We start from the raw sequence: 22,801 nt of genomic DNA, 5'->3' as shown, positions 1-22,801 counted from the left end.
TTTTAAGTTAAATGATAATAAAAGGTGGTTTTTCTAAACCACCTTTTTTATTTTTGCATTATGCAACAAAACAAGAAAAAACGAAACATAGTACTGGGTATTTTATTCTTTCTGCCAGTCGCTTTTTTGTTGATGCTCTATCCTGCAAAACATAATTACGAGCCCTTAAATATTGTCTACGAAGATGTTTTAGATATTAAGGAATTTGATTCGGAAGATGAAGAAGACATTATGTTTAAGGATCACATCACTGTATTAGGGTTTTTGGGTAAGAACCCACTGCAAAATGTTATTGCGGCATCCAATCTCAAGGAATTGGTCTATGATAAGTTTAAGGGTTTTAAGAAATTTCAAATTGTAATTGTTATTCCTAAAGGGACAGAAGAAGAAGTGAAAAAATTAAAATCAGAAGTCAATACATACGAAGATTTAAAATTTTGGCATTATGTCTATGGCAGTGAAGAACAGATAGTAGAACTTTATGCTAGCTTGAAGTCCCAACAACAACTAAACAGTAATTTAGCTTCAGAAAATGTGTTTATAATCGACAAAGATTTAAACCAAAGAGGTAGAATTGACGGTAGAGAGAAAAAGGAGGTTGAAGCGAATAAACCAGCGTTCGGTTTATATTCATACAACACCATACAGGTAGATGACATTAAAAATAAAATGAGCGACGATATGCGTATTTTGTTCACCGAATACCGTCAAAAACGTAAAGGTAAATTTGACGATTCCAACACAAGACGCGCTAATGATTTAAAAGAAAGTAATGAGTAAAAAGACAAATTATTCTTATATAGGCATTGCAACGGTGATTTTAGTTTTTGGAATCATATTTATTCCAAAAATCATTGATCGCGTCAGTGACAATGATATTACAAGAGATCACGAAAGTAGAAGTGGTGATATTACAATAGAAGGAAGCGTAACTGAGAACGCTTCTTCAAAAAGCGACTTAGCTTATTTAGAAATTAACGGAAAACCAAAGCAGGTTCCTAACTTCAGTTTTACAAACCAGAATGGTAAAACCATCACCAATGAAGATTATTTAGGCAAAGTGTACGTTGTAGAATTCTTTTTTACTACATGTCCGACTATTTGTCCCATAATGAATAGAAATTTAGTCGAGGTACAAAATGAATTTAAAAATTTTGAAGACTTTGGTGTGGCGTCATTCACTATTAACCCAAAAGTAGATACACCAGAAGTTCTAAAAACTTATGCGGAGAATTATAAAGTAACTAACCCTAACTGGAATTTTTTAACAGGAGATGAAGAAGCGATCTATAAATTGGCAAATGAAGGATTTAATCTTTACACCGCACAAGACCCAAGTGTGGAAGGAGGGTTTGAGCATTCGGGTAACTTTGCCTTAATTGACAAAAAGGGTTATATCAGGTCACGTACCGACAAATTTGGTAACCCATTAATTTTTTATAACGGACTTATAGCAGAGGCAGATGGTGCTGATGAGGATGGAATTCCACAAGAAATAACAATTTTGAAAGAAGATATTGCCAAGCTATTAAAGGAATAAATATGAATTCAACCAACATTGATAAAGAAAAGAAATACAACAAATGGATTGTGGTATTATCTGTTGTCATTCCATTAGCTGTAGCAGCACTTTTTGGTGTCAATTTACGAAAGCTTGGCTTTGATGTTGAGCCCTTATCATTTTTGCCACCAATCTACGCCTCTATAAATGGATTAACAGCAGTAGTTTTAATTGCAGCGTTTTTAGCAATTAAAAATAAAAACAGAAAACTTCACGAGCGTTTAATGAAATTCGCCATAATGCTTTCTGTGGCATTTTTAGTGATGTACGTTGCTTATCATATGACAAGTGATTCGACAAAATACGGAGGAGAAGGTTCAATAAGATATGTGTATTTTTTCATATTAATCACTCACATATTGTTATCTATCGTCATTATCCCATTTGTGCTTGTTACCTATGTGCGAGCAATAACCAATAATTTTGAACGTCATAAGAAAATAGCGAGATACACGTTTCCGATGTGGTTGTATGTTGCTATTACCGGAGTCATTGTGTACCTGATGATTTCGCCATATTATGCATAGCAGTTCTGACTTTGCAGGTTTTCAAAACCTAGCAAGTCTAATAATATTGAAATGAAACACAAAATCATTTTTTTACTTTTTTCTATCTTGTTCACATGGAGTACAAGTGCCCAATGTGCCATGTGCCGTGCTGTTTTAGAAAGTGAAGAAGGCCAATCTACTGCAGAGGGTATTAACGATGGAATTGTCTACCTAATGGCCATTCCCTACATTTTAGTGTTTGCGATTGGTTTTTTTATCTACAAAAAATACAGCAAAACCCTAAAACAAAATAAAACAGAATAATCACTGTAACAATTCTAGTTTTTGGAAGTCTAATGAATATGTTTTTGCAAAACAAGTCTTAACACTTTGTTGGCAGAATAAACATAGGGTTTTTAGTAAAATTGCAAGACTAAGCAAACGGCATTATGATTCAGATTAAGGATTTGCACAAATCTTACCATATGGGAAGCAATTCGCTTCACGTTCTTAAGGGTATAAATTTTGATGTAAAAGAAGGAGAACTAGTTTCAATCATGGGTTCTTCAGGTTCTGGAAAGTCGACATTACTCAACATTCTTGGTATGTTGGATGAAGCTGATACGGGACAATATATTCTTGATAATGTTCCAATAAAAAATCTTAACGAAAAAATTGCAGCACGATACAGAAATGAATTTTTGGGATTCATTTTTCAATCTTTCAATCTTATCAATTATAAATCCGCAGCAGATAACGTTGCACTACCATTATATTACAAAGGTATTCCTCGAAAAGAACGTACCGAAAAAGCAGAGCACTATCTAGAAAAGGTAGGGTTAAAAGAGTGGTCGCATCATTTGCCTAGTGAACTTTCCGGAGGACAGAAACAACGAGTCGCTATAGCAAGAGCTTTGGCAAGTGAGCCAAAGGTACTATTGGCAGATGAACCCACAGGTGCATTGGACACTAAAACCTCATATGAGGTTATGGAACTTATACAAGGCATTAATGATGAAGGAAAAACCATTTTGGTGGTAACGCATGAAGAGGACATAGCTCATATGACCAAGCGTATCGTAAATCTTAAGGACGGTATTATCATTGACGATAGTAGAGTGGAACAGGTAAGGGCAGATCAACATGTTTAATTTAGAGCGTTGGCAAGAAATATTTGAAACTTTAAGTAAGAACAAGTTGAGAACCTTCTTAACTGGTCTTTCTGTGGCTTCGGGTATTTTTATTTTGGTAATCCTGCTCGGTTTTAGTTCAGGTATCGAAAATGGGGTGACTTCAGAATTCCAGCAAGATGCCACCAATGAAATTAGTGTTAGAACAAGGCGAACTACAAAAGGTTACAAAGGTTTAAATCCGGGAAGATACATTCAACTTAAGGATGCCGATTTCTATAATGTCAATTCCAATTACGACGAATTTTTAGAATATAGGTCTGCAAGCTACAGTATTTGGGGAGGACAAGTAGCCTATAAAAATGAGACAGGAAATTATCGTGTTCAAGGGGTGATGCCAGACAATCAGTTTATTGAAAATGCAGACATAGGAACTGGTAGGTATTTAAACAATTCAGATCTTGAAGAAGGTAAAAAAGTTGCGGTTATAGGCAATAAAGTTAAATCCGATTTATTTAAAGGCGAAAATCCAATAGGAGAAAGTATTTCTATTTTTGGTATAAATTTTAAGGTTGTAGGAGTGTATTTTGATCCAGGAGGAGAGCGCGAAGAAAGCGGTATTTTTCTCCCAATTACAACCGTTCAAAATGCGTTTAACGGTGGTGATGATATAAGGGATATGTCCTTCACAGTAAAAATGTCCGAGAATTTTGATGAAGCTGTGGCTCTGTCTCAAAACCTTTCATTGGCCATAGAGAATGACTTAAAACAAAAACATATTGTGGCACCAGATGATACTGCTGCAATAAGAGTAAATAATACACTCGAAGAAGCGAAAAAAATATACTCACTTATAGATACCATCAAAGCCGTTTTTTGGTTTATTGGTATAGGGACCATTATCGCTGGTGTGGTTGGAGTAGGGAACATAATGATAATTATAGTAAAAGAGCGTACCAAAGAAATAGGCATTCGGAAAGCCTTAGGTGCAGAACCATTATCTATTATTGGAATGATTTTACAAGAAGCTGTATTTGTTACGATGCTTTCTGGGTTAATTGGCTTAATTGCAGGATTGGGGCTATTGGAGTTGGTAGGTCCACAAGTAGATAGCGCTTTTATTAAACATCCTCAAGTTAATTTTAATACCGCTATAACCACAGTCTTTATTTTAGTTGCTGCAGGTGCTTTAGCAGGATTTCTTCCAGCGTATAGAGCGGCAAAGATAAAACCAATTGTAGCATTAAGAGACGAATAATATGTTTAGTAAAGACCGTTGGGGCGAAATAATCGAAGCACTTAATGCTAATAAAATTAGAACTTTATTGACAGCATTTGGTGTATTCTGGGGCATAACAATTTTGGTTTTATTATTAGCACTTACCAACGGACTAAGAAATGGCGTCACATCAGGTTTTGGAAACTTTGCAACTAACTCTATGTTTATGTGGACGCAAGGTACGTCGATGCCATACAAAGGCTTACCGAAATCCAGACGTTTCAATTATAAAATTGATGATGTAGCTGCGCTAAAATCACAATTTCCAGAATTGAAATATGTATCACCTAGAAATCAGTTAGGAGGTTACAATGGTGCCAACAATGTGATACGCGGCACAAAAACAGGAGCATTTCAGATTTATGGTGATTATCCAGAATTTATAAAACAGAAACCCATGGATATTCTTCAGGGACGTTTTATAAGTTATTCGGATATAAATGCAAAAAGAAAAATCTGTGTCATTGGTCCTGATGTCGTAAAAGGCCTTTACAATAAAGACGAAGATATTATTGGCTCATTTATTAAAATAAACGGAGTTAATTTTATGGTTGTCGGAACATTTAAGATTACTAACAGTCAAGGTGATTCTGAGGAAGAGGCCAACACTATTTTTGTTCCGTTTACAACATTCGGTCAAGCCTTTAACTTTGGAAATAACGTAAGTTGGATGGCAATTACCGCAAATGACAATACCAGTATTACGGATGTCAAAGAAAGTGTCTTTTCCCTAATGCGCGAGCGTCACACTATACATCCAATGGACGAAAGAGCCATTGGTCATTTTGATTTGGCGAAGGAGTTTGGTAAAATTAATGGACTATTTAGCATCCTCGCTATAGTCGGTTATTTTGTAGGAGCACTTGTATTAATGTCTGGGATTATTGGTATAAGTAATATCATGCTCATTGTGGTAAAGGAACGTACCAAAGAAATCGGAGTAAGAAGAGCGCTTGGTGCTACACCATGGACCATTAAATCCCAAATTTTACAAGAAAGCTTAATTCTAACAATACTTTCTGGTATGGTCGGGATTTCCTTTGCGGCATTTGTAATTTGGGTTATGAATACCATCCTTGATAATGTAGGTCCAGTAGAGAATTTTGCTAATCCAAGCGTGAGTATGACAGTTGTTTTTACTGCTCTAATTATATTAGTAGTATCAGGTGTATTAGCAGGATTAATCCCTGCAAATAGCGCTACAAAAATGAAACCTGTAGATGCCTTAAGAATAGAATAAAAAAATTATAACAATCAACAAATGAAAAGAACTAGAACCGTAATCTTATTAATATTAATCGTCGTCATATTTGGCGGCTCGTTATATTATTTATGGATGAAAAACCAAGAGGATCCAATCACTTACACAACGGATTCGCCAACAGAACAAACCATTGTGGTCAAAACTGTTGCAACAGGTAGTATTGTACCAAAAGAAGAGGTTTTAATTAAACCCAATATATCAGGTGTTATCGAAGAAGTTTTTATCGAAGCTGGTGAATATGTTAAGCAAGGAGATCTCATTGCGCAAATTAAAGTAATACCCAATGCTTCGACTTTAACGAGTTCAAAAAATAGTATTGCATCCAATAGAAATGCTTTAGAAACGGCCGAAATAAACTTTAAAACACAGAAAACCATTTACGACCGTCAAAAGGCATTGTTTGACAAAGGTGTGATTGCAGCCAATGAATTCGATCAAGTAAACAATACCTATTTACAAGCAAAACAACGTGTAGAACAATCAAGAATTGACCTCACACAATCACGCCAGAATTATGATATCATAAAAACAGGAACAACGAGCGGGCTTGGAGCCAGCGCTCAAACACAGGTAAGGGCAACTGTGGCAGGTATGGTATTGGATGTTCCAGTAAAAGCAGGTAATCAAGTAATTGAAGCGAATAATTTTAATGAGGGTACTTCAATAGCGTCATTGGCAGATGTAAAGAAAATGATTTTCGAAGGTAAAGTTGATGAAAGTGAAGTCGGAAAGATAAAAGAAGGACTTCCGTTAGAAATTACCGTTGGAGCAATTGAAAATGAAAAATTTGACGCTGTACTGGATTATATTGCACCAAAGGGTGTAGCAGAAAATGGGGCAATTCAATTTGAAATTAAAGGAACACTTAAAAAAATAGATTCTACTTTTATCAGAGCCGGTTTAAGTGCTAATGCGTCAATTATTTTAGAGAAAGCTGAAAATGTTTTGGCCATAAAAGAAGCCCTCGTTCAATATGATAAAGAAACAAAGAAACCATATGTCGAGGTTGCTATAGGAGATCAGCAATTTGAGCGTAAAGAAGTAGAACTAGGTATTAGTGATGGTATCTTCGTAGAAGTAAAAAGCGGAATCAACAAAGCCGATAAAATCAAGGTTTGGAATCAGATTCAGGGCGTTCCTCAATATGCCCAACAATAATTTTAAAATTTTAGTGTAACACTTTCACATTTACATAGACATATAGTTTATTATGAAAAAAATAGTTAGTCTTTTCATTGTTTTAGTAACAATAAGTTTACAAGCCCAATCCAAAAAATGGACGCTCAAAGAATGCGTAGAATATGCATTGGAGAATAATATTTCCGTTAAGCAGAGCGAGCTGGATGTAGAATTGGCAGATGTCGACAAATTAACAGCTAAAGGAAATTTTATTCCGAGTATAAATGCAAGTACCAGTGTTTCAGAAAATACGGGACTTAGTTTTAACCCAGTAACCAATAATGCTCAGACCACGACATTTTTATCCGCTACAGGAAGGATTAACGTCGGTTATACACTATTTGATGGTCTAAGAAACTTTAGACAGTTGCAACGTGCCGATATTTCTAAATTGGCAAGTCAATACCGTCTAGATAAAATGAAAGATGATATTTCTCTTTTTGTGGCGAACAATTATCTTCAGGTTATTCTCAATAAAGCGAATCTAGAGGTATTGCAATCACAAAACCAAGTAACTCAAGAGCAGATTGAAAGAACTCAACAATTGGTAGAAGCAGGTTCGTTGCCTAGAGGAGACCTACTCGAAATACAGGCTACCAATGCTAGTGAACAGCAGTCTATCATCAATGCCCAAAATCAAATACAAATTTCACTTATAAGTTTAGCACAGTTGTTATTGATTAAAGATTATGAAAATTTTGATATAATAGATGAAGGTTACGATATATCTGATGAAGATATTACCAATAAAAATGTTTACGAAATAATAGCGAAAGCAAAAGAAAATAGATCTGAAATTAAAATAGCAGAGCAAAGCGTAGAATTAGCAAAAAAAGATCTTCAAATTGCTAAAGGAGCAAATTATCCAACACTTTCGGCATTTTTTGGATATGACACACGTTATACAGATGCAACTTCATTTATTCAGGTAGCAGATCCTAATGATCCAGTTACAGTACGACAAATTGGTACTGTTGAAGGAACGGGACAAGCGGTAATTGGCGAATTTCCTAATACCGTTCCAAGAGAAGTAGGTGCAGATCCGTTTTTTGATCAGTTATACCAAAACGATGGTATTGGTTATGGCTTATCACTTAACATTCCCATTTTGAACGGTTTTAACACAAAAGGAAATATTCAGAGAAGCAGAGTTAATTTGGAACGTACCAAATTTCAATTAGAGCAAGCAGAACTAGATCTCGAATCAACGGTGTACCAAGCCTATGTAGATGCAAAAGGTGCTTTAAAATCTTATGAAGCGGCACAAACAGCTGTAGAATCCCAAGAGTTGGCGTATGATTATGCTAAGGAACGTTACGACGTTGGATTAACAAATGCATTTGACTTCAGTCAATCCAAGTTACGATACGATAATTCTAAAATCGAATTGAATAGAGCAAAATACGATTACATTTTTAAGCTAAAAGTTCTAGAATTGTATTTTGGGATTCCCGCAACAGAATTAAAATTTTAATTATGAGTAAAACAGTAAAAATAATCATTGGAGTAGTAGTTGTAGCACTTATTGTCTTAGTGGCTGGCTCTAAAATGGGGTGGTTTGGTGAAAAAGGTAACTTTAAAGAAGTTACAGTACAGGAAGTAGCTTTAAAGGATATTGTTGAAACCGTTTCTGCTACCGGAAAAATTCAACCAGAAGTAGAAGTAAAAATTTCTTCCGAAGTTTCAGGTGAAATTTTAGCGCTACCATTTAAGGAAGGTGACGAAGTTAAAAAAGGAGACTTGTTGGTGAGGGTAAATCCAGATTTAATACAATCCGCAGTAAGTAGATCACAAGCTTCCTACCAAAATGTAAGAGCAGGTTTAGAACAAGCCGAAGCTAATTTAAAACAAGCTAAAGCAGACTACGAAAGAAGTAAAAGACTCTTTGAAAAAGGGGTAATTTCTAAAGCAGATTGGGATAGGGCAGTTGCAGCATATGAAACTGCTCAGGCAAGTAGAAGTTCTGCTTATTATAATGTGCAAAGCGCTGCTGCAACCGTAAACGAAGCAAAAGACAACCTAAACCGTACAACGATTTACGCACCTATGAGCGGAACAATTTCATTATTGAGCGTCGAATTAGGAGAACGTGTTGTTGGTACACAGCAAATGGCTGGAACGGAAATTTTAAGAGTGGCTAACCTTAATAACATGGAAGTTGAAGTAGATGTAAATGAAAATGATATTGTTAAGGTCCAAATAGGAGACTCTACAATTGTTGAAGTTGATGCATATTTAAAGAAAGAATTTAAAGGCGTAGTAACCGAAATAGCTAATTCAGCAGCGGGAACTTTGGCGGCAGATCAAGTGACTAACTTTAAGGTAAAAGTAAGAATTTTAGAAAAATCCTATGAAGATTTAACCGAAGGAAAGCCTGAAACCTACTCACCTTTTAGACCTGGCATGACAGCTACTGTAGACATTATTACTAAAAAGAGAGAGAACGCAATTGCTGTTCCTATTAGTGCAATTGTGATAAAAACAGATACAAGTTCTACAAGCTCACCATATAGTAAGTCTCCAACAAGCACTGAGATAGGATCTGTTGAGGAACAAAAGTTTGAATGCGTATTTGTAAACGATAACGGAAAGGCCAAATTAAAAGTAGTTAAAACAGGCATTCAAGATGACACTAATATTGAAATCGTGTCAGGATTAGATAAGAACGATAAAATTATTACTGGACCATATAATATGGTGTCTAAAATGTTGAAGCCTGGTGATGACGTTGAAGTAAAAAGTAAAGATTTGGCTCTTAACAATGAAAACTAAGAAAATTAAAAATGGGGTTAATTCTTAATATAGAAACAGCCACAACAAATTGCTCAGTCTCTCTATCGCAAGATGGAGAGATTTTGGTTTTAAAAGAAGACTACAATTCTGGCTATTCTCATGCAGAAACCTTACATGTTTTTATTGATAAAGTTTTTGATATGGCTGGAGCAGACCCAAAATCTATTGACGCAGTTGCAGTAAGCAAAGGACCTGGTTCTTATACTGGCTTACGCATTGGTGTTTCTTCAGCAAAGGGATTATGCTACGCGCTCAATAAGCCGTTATTGGCTATAGACACCCTAAAAAGCTTAGCACTTCAGGTTGATACGGGTGATGGTTTTATAGTACCTATGTTAGACGCAAGACGTATGGAAGTATATTCCGCTATTTTTGATTCGGAATTAAATATACATCGATCAATAGAAGCTCAAATATTGGATGAAAACAGTTTCAAAGAAATTCTAAACCAATCAAAGGTGTATTTTATTGGTAACGGAGTTAAGAAGACCAAACAGCTTATTCAGCATACAAATGCCGTGTTTATTGAGGGTAAGTTGCCGTCAGCTAAAGAAATGGCTCTACTTTCCGAACTGAAATATAAAAAAAGCGACACCGAAGATGTCGCTTACTTTGAACCTTATTATTTAAAGGATTTTGTTGCTTTAAAGAAAAAGGCTTAAGTCGTTTCTTTATATAAATGTACATCTGTTTGAGGAAATGGTATCTCAATTCCGGCCGCTTCTAAACGTTTTTTGCCTTTCTCTAAGACAGTCCAGCGTATATTCCAAAAGTCCTCGTTTTTGGCCCAATAACGAAGAGAAAGATTTACAGAGCTATCTGCAAGTTCTGCCACTACAACCATTGGTATTTTTCCTTCCTCTTGTAGCACTAATTCTTGCTCATTGACCAATTCAAGAAGAATGTCTTTTGTTAATTTAATATCACTATCATAACTCACACCGAAGGTTAAATTTTCTCGCCTTATATTTTCGCCAGTGAAATTAATGATGTTGTCGTTTGAGAGTTTTCCATTAGGAATGATAGCTAGTTGATTACCAAAAGTGTTTAATTTGGTATTAAAAATAGAAATCTCCTTTACCGTTCCTTCTACCCCTTGAGCTTTGATAAAATCACCAATTTTAAACGGTTTTATTATTAGGATGAGAACACCACCTGCGAAATTGGCCAAAGAACCCTGAAGGGCAAGACCAATCGCCAAACCAGTTGCCGCAATTACTGCTGCAAATGATGTTGTTTCAATACCAACTGTACCTAACACTACTAAAATCAAAACAACTTTGAAAGTCCATTTAAGTAAATTGAGCAAAAATGTTTTTAGGCTTTCGTCATAGTTGGCTTTGTTCATTGCTTTTCTGACTCCTCTAATCAGTATGTTTATAAGCCAGCTTCCAACTATCCATATAGTTATTGCCGCGAGCACTTTTGGTGCAAACTCAATAATTAAATTGTATCCTGCATCAATCCATTTCTGTGTTTCCATAAAATTTTGGTAATGTAATTTGGTTAATATTTAGGTTGTTAAAATTTATTTCGGCACTAGCCAAATAAAAATGTGTAAGATCAAAGTGACATTAGAAATTATACATATTATAAAATTTCTAGTTAGACATTTTAAACTCACACATTTGAAATACTTGTAACTCTGTAAACTTACAGAGTAAACTCTCTAAAGTTGGTTGATATATTTTACTAACGATATCAAATCTTCCTCTTTGGAAGTTTTTATTCTATTTTTCTTTATAAAAGTTTTGATTTCCTTCTCATACTTTGGAAAAAGCTCCGCTATATCATTTTTATTAGAAGGAAGTGGCATAGCTTTTTCTGCGCCGATTTTAATGTAATATTCATCTTTTTGTCTCTCGTACTTTGCAGGCCTGCTTTTTTCATAACTTGATTTTGCAGGTTTAGCTGGTTCAAATTTAACCTCCTGTTTTTTTAATAAAGAAACTCTATTAGTTTTGACGAGATTTACAAAAAAGTCTTTTTTTGATTCATTATCTTCATTTACGTATTCATAGGTTTGATATAATTCTCCACTCGTAGTAAATTCTAATGAAATATCATTTATATCCTTCGAAAGCACATAGAAATCATCAGTTTTACTATCCATCTCTTTAACTTCCATATTGCCAGTGAAGGCATTATATTTAGCCAAAAACCTTTTATCTTCTTTTTGGTTAAAAATTTTGATTGGTAAGAACTGTTCTGAAAGATACTTCGATCCTTGAATATTTTCAGGCTCTTTCGCTGCAGTTACCTTTGTTGTCATATACTGACCAATTAATCCAGCGCCGTCTACATTCGTAGGACTTGCCGTGGATTGAGCGTTTGTAATATTAAAACTTGCTAAAACAGCAAAAATTATAATTAAATGTTTCATAATAATTATTTTGGTTATTTCTTAAAAAATTAATCTTCCCTTATAATACATCAAAAACTATACCGCTCATTGAAGATTAGATTTTTACGTTAATTTACTTCAAAAGTCAACTTAACATTGACTCTAAATTCAGTAACATCGTTATCTTTTACTACTGCTGTTTGCTCATTAATGTATACGGAACGAATATTATTAACTGTTTTAGAAGCTTCTTTTACTGCTTTTCTTGTAGCATCTTCCCAACTTTTGTCAGAGTTTGCTAATATTTCTAATACTTTTAATACTGCCATTTTGTTTAATTTTAGATTAATACTATTTAAAGTATAATATAAGAAATTATGGAGCAAATGTCGTTAACTAATTGTTAATTGCGTTGACCGTAATGGCTTGATCGTTCAACATTTCCTTAAGCATATTTTCAATACCATTTTTTAAGGTAAATGTAGAAGACGGACAACCACTGCAGGCACCCTGTAAAAGCACCTCTACTTTCTTGGTATCTTTGTCGTAGGATTTAAATTCAATATTACCTCCGTCGCTTGCGACGGCAGGTTTTATATATTCTTCTAAAATATTAACTATATTTTTTGAAATGTCATCTAATTTTTCAAATTTTTGCTCAATCGCAGTTTCGGTTTTATTAAGTTGTTTCGGCGCATTATCAGCAAGAATAGTTTTACCTTTTTCAACATAATTTTTTATAAACTCCCTTAATTGAAGAGTAATCTCTTCCCATTCTACAATATCATATTTTGTTATGGATATGAAATTCTTCTCCATAAAAACTGTTTTTACAAACGGAAATTGAAACAACTCCATTGCCATAGGAGAAAGTTTTGCTTCTTCTATAGACTTAAATTCATATAAGGTAGGTACAATGACCTTGTTGCATACAAACTTTAAAACAGCAGGATTGGGAGTGCTTTCTGCATAAACCGTAACAGCTGCTTTTGGCTGCTGTGCTTCTTCGGATACTATAATGGCGTCACTGGAAAGATATTGCTCAATCTGCTCTGCCACTTCATCCTGTACGTCTGACCACTCTACAATATTGTAACGTTCTATAGCTATAAAGTTTGAAGCTATATAAACCTTCTTCACAAAAGGAAGATAGAACAGTTGTTGTGCCAAAGGAGAGTTTTTGGCCTCGTCTATATTGTTAAATTCAAAACTATTATGGTTGGTCAAAAACCGGTCAGCTTCAAATTTCAGTATTGCTGAGTTTGAAGTTGGTACAATAGAAATCTTTGTTTTTGGCATCTTTTTTTGTTTGCAAAAATATGAAATATCAAATGGATACGTTAATGTTAAAGGCCGAGTTTTGTAATTCAATTCATATAAATTCGTTAAATTTCGGGCTCATTAAAAATTGCTACTTAAATATAGCATGATGTAAGTCATGTTTATGTCTGTTGGTTTGAAAAAACTAAATATGAAAAAGACCCTTTTCTTTGTTATTTTCTTTATTAGTTGTTTTGGTTTTTCACAAGATCTTACAATGCAAAATGGCAGTTTTAACCGCTGTGCTCCAGATCGGCTTTTTGATTCTGGAGGCGAATCTGGCAATTACAGCAATAACGAAGATATAGTCACCACTTTGTGCTCGGTCAACGCAGGTGAGCTTATTATCTTAGACTTTATTCCATTTAGTACCCAAGAAGGTCAAGATGTCCTCACAATTTATGATGGAACGGATACAACTGCTCCAATTATAGGAACATTTTCTGGCACCACTTCACCTGGAAGAGTTGAAGCGACCGCTTCTAATACTTCAGGATGTTTAACGTTAAGGTTCACTACCAACGGCTCAGGAAACACTACAGGATTTGCTGCAGATATTATTTGCGCGGCGCCATGCCAAACGATCGTTGCTTCTATAGATACTACCAATCCAGCTCAAAACGGGTCGGGATTTGTTGAGGTATTTCCTGGCGATACAGTCGACTTTTCTGGTAGTGCTACATTTTCTGGTAACGGAACGGGTGCAACTTACGATTGGGATTTTGGAGATGGCAATTCGGCGAGCGGAACGGATGTGTCAAATACTTTTAATCAACCCGGAAATTATACAGTAACCTTTACGGTACAAGATGATAATCCGCTAGGTTGCGAAGATAGCGTTACAATTGATGTTGTGGTTTTACCAGCGTTGGTAACTGTAAATAATTCAGCATATCCTCAATCCGAACTTTCACTTGAAGAACTAGTTGATCAAGTTTTAGTCACGGGTGGATGTTCTGCGGTCGAGAATTTTTCAGTTCAGGTAAATGGAAGTCCAGGTAATACCAATAATAAAAGCTATGGATACTTTACAAATGGTGGTGCCACTAACTTTCCATTTGAAGAAGGGATAGTATTAACTACAGGAGTTGCTTTTCAGGGTGGCAATCAGGTTATTACGCCAATAGTGAGTAATCTTAATGGTCAGCCAGGTGATAATGACTTAGAAATGGCATTAGGGCAAAATAACACAAATGATGCGACATTTGTTAAATTTAATTTTACCCCAACCGTTAATCGTATAAGTTTTAGGTATATAATGGCATCGGAAGAGTATAATCAACGTGACGAATGCAATTTTTCTGATAGTTTTGCTTTTTTGCTTAGGGAAGCAGGAACAACAGCATATACTAATTTAGCTGTATTGCCCGATGGGACACCAGTTAGTATAACGAATATAAATGCTTTCGCGAATTGTCCAGCAAATCAAATGTTTTTTGAAGGCTATAATATTGGTGAAACTAATTATGGCGGAAGAACCATTGTGTTAACTGCAACTGCAGATGTTATTCCTAATACGACGTATGAGATAAAATTAGTGGTAGCAGATCAAGGGGATTCTGCATTTGACTCTGCCATATTTTTGGAGGCCGGAAGTTTTAATCTAGGTGGAGATTTGGGTGAAGACCTTACAATTGATGCTGGTACAGCAGATTGTGACGGAAACCAGGTAACTTTAGATACTGGAGCATCTACAGCAACACATACTTGGTTTTATGCAGCAGATCCAAATATGCCTAATGATACAGTTGAGATTATGGGAGAAACCACATCAACCTTAGATGTGGACCAACCAGGTATTTATTATGTCGATGTAGAGTTTGGCACAGGTTGTTCCACATCAGACTCAATTTTAGTTGAGTTTAGGGAGAGTCCGGTAGCCAACCCAGCTCAAGATTTAATATTGTGCGATACTGATGGTAACATGGAATTTGACCTTTCTGAAAACAACGATGATATTCTTGGAGGACAAGACCCTGCCGATTATGAAATATCGTATCATCTCACAGAGCAAAACGCCATAGATAATGCAGGTGCACTACCACTAAATTACGTAGATACTAATACAACTACCCAAACGATTTGGGCAAGAATAGCTTCAACAGATCAATTATGTTTCGATATAACCTCTTTTCAAATTGAATACAATGCTTTATCTGTAAATGACTCCTTAGATCCTCTAGAGAATTGTGATAATAGTGCCAATAATGGTTTTACAGAATTTATGCTTACAGACAGAGATGATGAGGTTATAGGAACCAATGATCCAGCAGATGTCAATGTAACCTATCATGATAGTTTTGATAATGCAAATGACGATATGTCTCCTTTGGCTAGCCCTTATCTTAATGTCGTACCAAATATGGAACAAGTTTTTGTTCGATTGGAATTGGTGGCAAACCCTTCGTGTTATTTCATCACGACTTTAGACCTGATTGTGTTAGAAAATCCAACTGCTAACGATGCTACTTTATCATTATGTAATGCGAATGTAGAATCAGCCAATGATGAATTTACCGAATTTAATCTCACAGATAGAGAGATCGATATTACTGGAGGAGCTACTGGAATTGTTGTTACATATTATGAACGTGATGCGGATGCTCAGGCCCTAACAAATGAAATTGATGATCCTACAGCATATACCAACCAATCAGTTGATGGGCTACCAGCAAATCCACAGACCATATATGTTGTTGTTAGGGATATATTAACTGATTGTATAAGTTTTACAACCTTAGAACTAGAAGTATTGGATACTCCAAATCCAACTCAAAGCGATAATATTACTCCAATTGAACGATGTGATATTAATAATCCAGGAGATGGTATTGAAGTTTTTGATTTAACCGAAAATGAAACTCTTATACTAAATGGTGAAACGGATATTACAGTAACTTATCATGAAACACCAGAGGGTGCAGATTCTGGGAATGGTGAAATGATTGCAGATCCCACGCAATTTAGTAATGTGTCTACGCCTGAAGACATCGTTTATGTCAGGGTCACTAATAATGTCTCGGATTGCTATGTTGTTGTGAATTTTATTATTCGAGTTAACCCATTACCTTCTATAGAGCCGATTTCTGATTTATTATCATGTGAAGTAAACACAGATGGTATTGATAGTTTTGATCTTACAGTAAAAGATGCAGAGGTTTTAAATGGACAAGACCCATCGCTTTACCAAGTAAGCTATCATAGTACTCTAAGTGATGCTCAAAATTTAAATGCTCCTCTTGCCAGTCCTTATACCAATCAATCAAATCCTCAATTAATTTATGTGGCCATCACCAATACGGATACCGGTTGTTCGGCCTCAGGAGAAAGTTTTAATATTGGTGTTGAGGAAGCTGCAGTTGCCAACCCTGATATGGTACCAATTGTTTATGAACTTTGCGATGACAATATGGAAATTGACGGAGACCCAACTAATGATAGCGTCCAGTTCGATTTATCAACCTTAGACCCTGAGGTGCTCGATGGACAAGACCCAACAGGTTATATAGTTAGTTATTATACCACACAAGAGGCTGCGGATATAGGTACGGACCCAATCCCTTTTATTTATGAGAATGTATCTAATACACAAACCATTTACGCTAGAGTAGATAATGATAATTTGGTAGTTGTGGCAATTTCCTTGGACATTTCAGCTTTGTCAACAGCATTAGACCTTAATATTGACGGCAATCTAGATATTTTTGACACAAATGGAGATGATATTTTCGATTTGTTGGATGTAAATGGAGATGGCTTATCGGACGGAATTGATACTAACGCTGACGGTATTTTCGAATTTGTAGATGTTAATGGAGATGGTTTGGGTGATCCCGTAGACCTTAATAATGACGGCACTTTTGATAATTTGAGCGACGAATTTATTTGTTACGATACTACAAGCTTGATATTGCAAGTTAATCCGCTTCCAAATTTTAATCTGGAAGATAATTATACGTTATGTCTTAATACCAACGGTACAGAAATTTTAGATCCATTAGTAATTGACACGGAATTGTCTGTAGCAGATTATATATTCGAATGGTTTTTTAACAGCACTTTGCTTCCCGAAGAAACAGGCGGGGCAATAATGCCAAATCAAGGTGGTATGTATCAGGTCATTGTAACAGATAGAACTACTTTATGCGTCAATGACTTAGATGTAGGTATTACCCAAGTGTCTGAAAGCGAACCACCAATTTTAGAGGTCAACTTAACAACACAAGCTTTTGAGGGAAAAAATGTTATTGAAGCGACCGCTACAGGATTCGGTGATTATGAATTTAGTTTAGATGGTGGTCCATGGCAAGACGAAGGCACTTTTACAAATGTATCACCAGGTATTAGAACCATTACGGCAAGAGATAAAAACGGCTGTGGTATTGCGACAGAAGAAGTGTTAGTCATAGATTATCCACTTTACTTTACTCCGAACGGTGATGGTACTAATGATACTTGGAACATTGTTGGTATAAGCACGCAACCTAATGCGAAAATTTATATATTTGACCGTTATGGAAAATTATTAAAAGAGCTGAGTCCCACTGGTAATGGATGGGACGGCACCTTTAATGGTAATCCATTGCCAACAAGCGATTACTGGTTTAGGGTCACATACAATGAGCCTTTAACGGGACAACGAAAGGAATTCAATGCCCATTTCACCTTGAAACGATAAATCATTATGAGATTTAAAAATTATTGTTTAATAGCACTTATAGTTATCACGGCAAATTTTAGTTTTGCACAAGAAGGAGTACCGATTTATTCAGACTACCTAACAGATAATTACTATCTCATCCATCCGTCGATGGCTGGTGTTGCCAACTGTGCGAAAGTAAGATTAACAGCAAGACAGCAATGGTTTGGAGTAGACGATGCTCCGAGTTTACAAACGTTAAGCGCCAATGGTAGAATTGGAGATACGCCATCTGCAATAGGTGGTATTTTCTTTAATGATTCTAATGGTTATCATTCTACAGTAGGTGGTTATGCTACTTTTGCATACCATTTAATGTTTTCTAGAAATGAGATCGATTTGAATATGCTTTCCTTTGGTTTAAGCGCAGGATTTCTGCAGTATAAATTAGATGAAACTGATTTTTTGGCACCAGGTGAATTTGACCAATTAATTGCAGGTATTGAGCAAAGTGCAACAAACTTTAATGTAGATTTTGGGTTTTCATATCACTTCATTGATTTCTATGCGCACTTTACAGCGAAAAATATACTAAAAAATGAAGGTATTAACTTTAACGACCAAGGTTTTGAGTTTGATAATTTAAGAACATATCTATTATCTACAGGATACACGTTTAGCAAGTTAGGAAGCCCTTGGAGTTACGAGCCATCTATAATGTATATGTACAGAGACGCAACTGAAGAATCTTCAATAGACGTCAATGCCAAAGTGTATAGAGAAATGGATTTTGGTAAAGTTTGGGGAGGCCTATCCTATAGACGCAGTTTGGACGGTGCCGAATTTAGAGATGGATCTAGTATTAGCAGCCAAAAGCTACAATATATTACACCGTTTTTAGGTGTGGATTATAATCAATTTGTATTTGCGTATACCTTTTCTTATCAAGCAAATACTGTTAATTTTAATACTGGTGGTTTCCATCAGCTTACCTTAGGATACAACTTTAATTGTAGAAGAGAAAAATTTGAATGTAATTGCCCAGCGGTAAATTAAAATAATAGGCTCAATATATACTGGGCCTTTCTTTTTTATTTCAGAAGAAAAAAATCGCGATGAGTGACTAATCGGTTTCAATGTGTGAAACCGTAAATACTTTGAGTGTGTACCACTTTTTGTTCATTTTTATTCTATTAATAGGAATTTATCAATTATTACAATTAAAATAAAGTCGTATGTTTAGTCTGTAAAAAATAAATATAGACTGTGGTTACCTGCAAATTTTCTCATATCGTACTATTGTTATTATGGTTTACCACAGGTTCATTTGGTCAACAAAATAGCAACTTCGGAACATCACAGGATGAGCTGTTTACGATTCGCGGTGAAGTCTATGAACTTTCTACGCTAAAACCCTATGAAGGTGTCACTATTGTACTTAATAATGGTCGCTATACGACGACGGACTATAATGGTAAATTTACTGTAAAAGCTAAGATTGGCGATCAGTTAGTGATAAAGCACAGGGATTTTGAAACTATTTTTCATACCGTTCAAAGTGATGATAATAGACTTACTATTAAAGTAGATAATCGAGATCGCCGAAGCGCTCAACAAATTAAACTCGATAAAAACAACCAAAGCTTCAATCAAATGATTGATTCTGCAGACGTTTATTTAAAAAAAGATGCTGAGAAGAGTATTAAGTTTATAGGAGACGCGCTAGATATTGAAATTACAACTCGTCAAAGTGCCGAAGCTCATGAACTTTTGGGTGATATATATAAGTATTGGAAACAGTACGATTTGGCCATCTCGGCATATAAAATAAGTCTTCAAAATGCCAAAAAAAATTCTGCTAAATTAAAATTGGCGAAAGCTTATATGCTTAATGGAAATTATCAAAACAGTATTGTAGCATATAGTAAAATAGATGTAGAAAGCTTATCTAATTACGAGAAAACCCAGTATTACGAAGGGATTGGTGATGCATATGTAAATTCTAAAAATTTTGTAAAGGCAATTGATGCATTTACTAATGGTTTAAAAGTTGCAGAACAACATAAAATATCCACGAAAATTACAGATTTAAATTCTAAGATAGCCCAAACTTACAGTATTCAAGGTAAAAAAAATGAAGCAAAATTATATTTCAATAATTCGCTAAATCTAGCTAAAGAACAAAATGTTAAACGGGCAGTTGAAGAACAAATTGAAGTCGCCGAGTTTAATAATAGAAATAGAGATTACGATGACGAAATTGAACTCAGAAAACGAGCCATTGAAGGTATTGAGGATATCGAAAAGGACTCGGTAATCACAAATGAAAGTCCAATTACCACCCAGAAACAGAATTATAAAATAGGGTCAGCATATTATCTTCAAAATGATTTTCCCAAAGCCATTGAATATCTTGAAAAGAGTAAGGAAGAAGCAGATAAAAAAGGCGATTTAGTTGTTGGTAAAGATGCCACAAGAAAATTGTCGGAAGTGCTTATAAGCTCAGGTGAAACTGAAAAGGGGATTGAGTACATTAACGAATACAAGAATATCGTAGATAAAATCTACGCTCAAAAAGAGCAAGAATTATCTCAAGTCGCCAGGTTTAGCAGGAACATTGCAGAGCAACAGAACAGGATTACATCTTTAGAAAGTGATCGTAAACTGTCATTGAGCAAATACCAATTGACTCAAGAACGAAACAAGCGGCAGCAACTTATTATTTATTCGCTCATTGGTGGATTGTTGTTACTTCTCGTCACAGGGTTTTTAATGTTCAAGTACATCAAACAGCAGCGTCTAGCTAACAATTTATTGGCATTAAAATCGCTGCGAAGCCAAATGAATCCGCATTTTATTTTTAATGCTTTAAACTCAGTAAATAGTTTTATTGCAACAAATGACGAACGTACGGCAAACAAGTACCTATCTGATTTTTCACTTTTAATGCGTGCAGTCTTAGAGAATAGTGAAGAGGATTTTATTCCATTGAAACAGGAAATCGAATTATTAGAACTATACACAAAGCTCGAACATTTTAGGTTTAAAGATAAGTTTGAATACAACATTCATATAGATAAAAATGTTGATGTGGATAGTTTTCAAATTCCACCCATGTTACTTCAGCCATATATAGAAAATGCAGTGTGGCATGGTCTACGCTACAAATCGGAAAAAGGGCACTTAAATATCGATATAAAACGGAAATCTAAAGATGAACTAATCATCACTATTTCTGATGATGGTATTGGCAGGGAGCGTTCAAAGGCTTTAAAAACAGAACATCAGAAAAAGCAAAATTCTAAAGGTATGAACAACATTAAAAGGAGGGTTGCCATATTAAACAACATGTATAAAGATAAAGTTGATGTTTCCATTGAGGATTTTCAAAATTTAGATGATACCGGTACCAAAGTTATTGTAACATTAAAGAAAGATTAGTTATGAAGTTAAACGCCATTTTAGTAGAAGACGAAGAAAATAGTCGAGAAATTCTCAGGAATTATTTGGCCAAATACTGTCCCAATGTCAATCTCTTAGGTGAAGCTTCAAATATTGATGATGCTTTAGTACTCATTAGAAATAACGATCTGGATGTGGTATTTCTCGATGTAGAAATGCCTTACGGTAATGCTTTTGATCTATTGGACAAAGTTGGTGATGTAGAGTTTGAAACCATATTTGTCACCGCTTACAATCATTACGCTATTGATGCTTTAAACGCTCATGCTTCATATTATTTAATGAAACCTATTTCTATTGACGAGCTCATCAAAGCCGTAGATTACGTCACTGAAATAAAACAAAAAGAAGACGCTTTGCAGGATCACGTTTTAGTGCCAAAAACAAAGTCTGTAAACGGTAAGATTACCATTCCTCAACAGAGTGGATTTGAGGTCATAGATACTTCGAATATTATGTATTGCAAAGCAGATGACAACTATACAGAAATTCATTTAAATACTAACAAGAAAAAATTAGTGAGTAAAACTCTTAAATATATCGAAGAAAGCTTGAAGGACGGCAATTTTGCGAGAGTTCATAAAAGTTATTTAGTCAATGTTGATGAGGTGGTCAAATACCAAAAAGGAAAAGGAGGTAGTGTGATTTTGAGCAATGGAAAAGAGATCATGGTCTCGGCCTCAAAAAAGTCAGATTTATTAGCTTTTTTTAAGTAGTTTTAAGCTTAGAGAATAACAGGAAACGGGACTGAACGCAACAATCTCCTAAATTTAACTATAAGGGACTTCTAAAGGATATTTTTATTTAAAGAAACATTATGCCAATTATAAAACCAGTAAAAGGAAGATACCCACAAATTCCAGACGATTGCTATGTGGCAGACAATGCCGCAATAGTTGGGGATGTAAAAATGGGAAACCAGTGCAGCGTCTGGTTTAATGCTGTTATTAGAGGCGATGTACATTATATTAAAATGGGAAATAAAGTGAATGTACAGGACGGAGCTGTAATCCATGCCACCTACCTAAAAGCCGCTACCATAATAGGGAATAACGTATCCATCGGTCATAATGCGATTGTGCATGGATGTACCATTGAAGATAATGTACTAATTGGTATGGGCAGTATCGTTATGGACAATGCCATTATACACAGCAACAGTATTATTGCTGCTGGTGCTGTGGTAATAGAAAATACCATTGTGGAATCTGGAACTATTTATGCAGGAATCCCGGCCAAAAAAATAAAGGATATCAGTGAAGAATTGATTACAGGTGAAATTGATAGAATTGCCAACAACTATGTAAAATATTCAAGTTGGTTCAAAGAATAATGGCTTACT

At 35.2% G+C, this 22,801-nt stretch carries 20 protein-coding genes; 16 read left to right on the top strand and 4 right to left on the bottom strand.

All coding sequences use genetic code 11. From position 1 onward, the window contains the following. Positions 1 to 60 precede the first annotated feature (60 nt). The 11 genes from HM983_RS04835 (at position 61) to tsaB (ending at position 10,356) form a co-directional block, all read left to right on the top strand. Positions 61 to 780 (top strand): hypothetical protein, encoded by a 720-nt coding sequence (locus tag HM983_RS04835; protein WP_179344270.1) that lies wholly within the window; start codon positions 61 to 63, stop codon positions 778 to 780. After that, complete coding sequence (locus HM983_RS04830; RefSeq protein ID WP_179344269.1) at positions 773 to 1,540, top strand: SCO family protein; 768 nt, start codon at positions 773 to 775, stop codon at positions 1,538 to 1,540. Before HM983_RS04835 ends, HM983_RS04830 begins: the two co-directional genes overlap by 8 nt. 2 nt (positions 1,541 to 1,542) lie before the next feature. Continuing rightward, on the top strand, positions 1,543 to 2,088 hold the full coding sequence (locus tag HM983_RS04825; RefSeq protein ID WP_179344268.1) for a DUF420 domain-containing protein: 546 nt from the start codon (positions 1,543 to 1,545) through the stop codon (positions 2,086 to 2,088). A 51-nt stretch (positions 2,089 to 2,139) separates the two neighbouring features. Then, positions 2,140 to 2,373, top strand: coding sequence for a hypothetical protein (locus HM983_RS04820; protein ID WP_179344267.1), 234 nt, complete (start codon positions 2,140 to 2,142; stop codon positions 2,371 to 2,373). A gap of 125 nt (positions 2,374 to 2,498) precedes the next feature. Then, on the top strand, positions 2,499 to 3,200 hold the full coding sequence (locus HM983_RS04815) for an ABC transporter ATP-binding protein (RefSeq protein ID WP_179344266.1): 702 nt from the start codon (positions 2,499 to 2,501) through the stop codon (positions 3,198 to 3,200). Continuing rightward, positions 3,193 to 4,437 carry an ABC transporter permease gene (locus tag HM983_RS04810; RefSeq protein WP_179344265.1) on the top strand — a complete coding sequence of 415 codons (1,245 nt, stop codon included), beginning with the start codon at positions 3,193 to 3,195 and terminating at the stop codon, positions 4,435 to 4,437. Before HM983_RS04815 ends, HM983_RS04810 begins: the two co-directional genes overlap by 8 nt. Before the next feature lies 1 nt (position 4,438). Further along, entirely contained in the window at positions 4,439 to 5,698 is a 1,260-nt protein-coding gene (locus HM983_RS04805; RefSeq protein ID WP_179344264.1) for an ABC transporter permease, read from the top strand. 21 nt (positions 5,699 to 5,719) lie between these two features. Then, positions 5,720 to 6,880, top strand: coding sequence for an efflux RND transporter periplasmic adaptor subunit (locus HM983_RS04800; protein WP_179344263.1), 1,161 nt, complete (start codon positions 5,720 to 5,722; stop codon positions 6,878 to 6,880). 52 nt (positions 6,881 to 6,932) lie between these two features. Next, entirely contained in the window at positions 6,933 to 8,375 is a 1,443-nt protein-coding gene (locus HM983_RS04795; protein ID WP_179344262.1) for a TolC family protein, read from the top strand. 2 nt (positions 8,376 to 8,377) lie between these two features. Next, complete coding sequence (locus tag HM983_RS04790) at positions 8,378 to 9,673, top strand: efflux RND transporter periplasmic adaptor subunit (protein ID WP_179344261.1); 1,296 nt, start codon at positions 8,378 to 8,380, stop codon at positions 9,671 to 9,673. An 11-nt stretch (positions 9,674 to 9,684) separates the two neighbouring features. After that, complete coding sequence (gene tsaB / locus HM983_RS04785; RefSeq protein ID WP_179344260.1) at positions 9,685 to 10,356, top strand: tRNA (adenosine(37)-N6)-threonylcarbamoyltransferase complex dimerization subunit type 1 TsaB; 672 nt, start codon at positions 9,685 to 9,687, stop codon at positions 10,354 to 10,356. Here tsaB and HM983_RS04780 read toward each other — a convergent pair. The 4 genes from HM983_RS04780 to HM983_RS04765 all read right to left on the bottom strand — a co-directional run bounded on the left by HM983_RS04780 (position 10,353) and on the right by HM983_RS04765 (position 13,337). After that, on the bottom strand, positions 10,353 to 11,177 hold the full coding sequence (locus HM983_RS04780) for a mechanosensitive ion channel family protein (protein ID WP_179344259.1): 825 nt from the start codon (positions 11,175 to 11,177) through the stop codon (positions 10,353 to 10,355). The two genes, tsaB and HM983_RS04780, sit on opposite strands and share 4 nt — an antisense overlap. A 186-nt stretch (positions 11,178 to 11,363) precedes the next feature. Continuing rightward, positions 11,364 to 12,077: a hypothetical protein gene (locus tag HM983_RS04775; protein ID WP_179344258.1), complete on the bottom strand. Its 714-nt coding sequence runs from the start codon at positions 12,075 to 12,077 to the stop codon at positions 11,364 to 11,366. 89 nt (positions 12,078 to 12,166) lie between these two features. Then, positions 12,167 to 12,367 carry a dodecin family protein gene (locus tag HM983_RS04770; RefSeq protein WP_179344257.1) on the bottom strand — a complete coding sequence of 67 codons (201 nt, stop codon included), beginning with the start codon at positions 12,365 to 12,367 and terminating at the stop codon, positions 12,167 to 12,169. A 67-nt stretch (positions 12,368 to 12,434) separates the two neighbouring features. Next, positions 12,435 to 13,337: a NifU family protein gene (locus HM983_RS04765; protein WP_179344256.1), complete on the bottom strand. Its 903-nt coding sequence runs from the start codon at positions 13,335 to 13,337 to the stop codon at positions 12,435 to 12,437. Between the two features lie 172 nt (positions 13,338 to 13,509). Between HM983_RS04765 and HM983_RS04760 the strand changes: the two genes are divergently transcribed. The 5 genes from HM983_RS04760 to HM983_RS04740 all read left to right on the top strand — a co-directional run bounded on the left by HM983_RS04760 (position 13,510) and on the right by HM983_RS04740 (position 22,792). Next, positions 13,510 to 18,036, top strand: coding sequence for a choice-of-anchor L domain-containing protein (locus HM983_RS04760; protein WP_246277463.1), 4,527 nt, complete (start codon positions 13,510 to 13,512; stop codon positions 18,034 to 18,036). Positions 18,037 to 18,042: 6 nt separating this feature from the next. Then, positions 18,043 to 19,053 (top strand): PorP/SprF family type IX secretion system membrane protein, encoded by a 1,011-nt coding sequence (locus HM983_RS04755; protein ID WP_179344255.1) that lies wholly within the window; start codon positions 18,043 to 18,045, stop codon positions 19,051 to 19,053. Between the two features lie 210 nt (positions 19,054 to 19,263). Continuing rightward, a complete protein-coding gene (locus tag HM983_RS04750; RefSeq protein ID WP_317166940.1) occupies positions 19,264 to 21,438 on the top strand; it encodes a tetratricopeptide repeat-containing sensor histidine kinase in 2,175 nt (724 codons plus the stop codon). A gap of 2 nt (positions 21,439 to 21,440) precedes the next feature. Then, on the top strand, positions 21,441 to 22,175 hold the full coding sequence (locus HM983_RS04745) for a LytR/AlgR family response regulator transcription factor (RefSeq protein WP_179344254.1): 735 nt from the start codon (positions 21,441 to 21,443) through the stop codon (positions 22,173 to 22,175). Positions 22,176 to 22,276: 101 nt separating this feature from the next. Beyond that, positions 22,277 to 22,792 (top strand): gamma carbonic anhydrase family protein, encoded by a 516-nt coding sequence (locus tag HM983_RS04740; RefSeq protein WP_179344253.1) that lies wholly within the window; start codon positions 22,277 to 22,279, stop codon positions 22,790 to 22,792. Positions 22,793 to 22,801 lie beyond the last annotated feature (9 nt).

Origin of the sequence: Winogradskyella ursingii, assembly GCF_013403975.1 — a bacterium.
GTDB lineage: Bacteria > Bacteroidota > Bacteroidia > Flavobacteriales > Flavobacteriaceae > Winogradskyella > Winogradskyella ursingii.
This window is presented reverse-complemented; position numbering and strand designations above follow the sequence as displayed.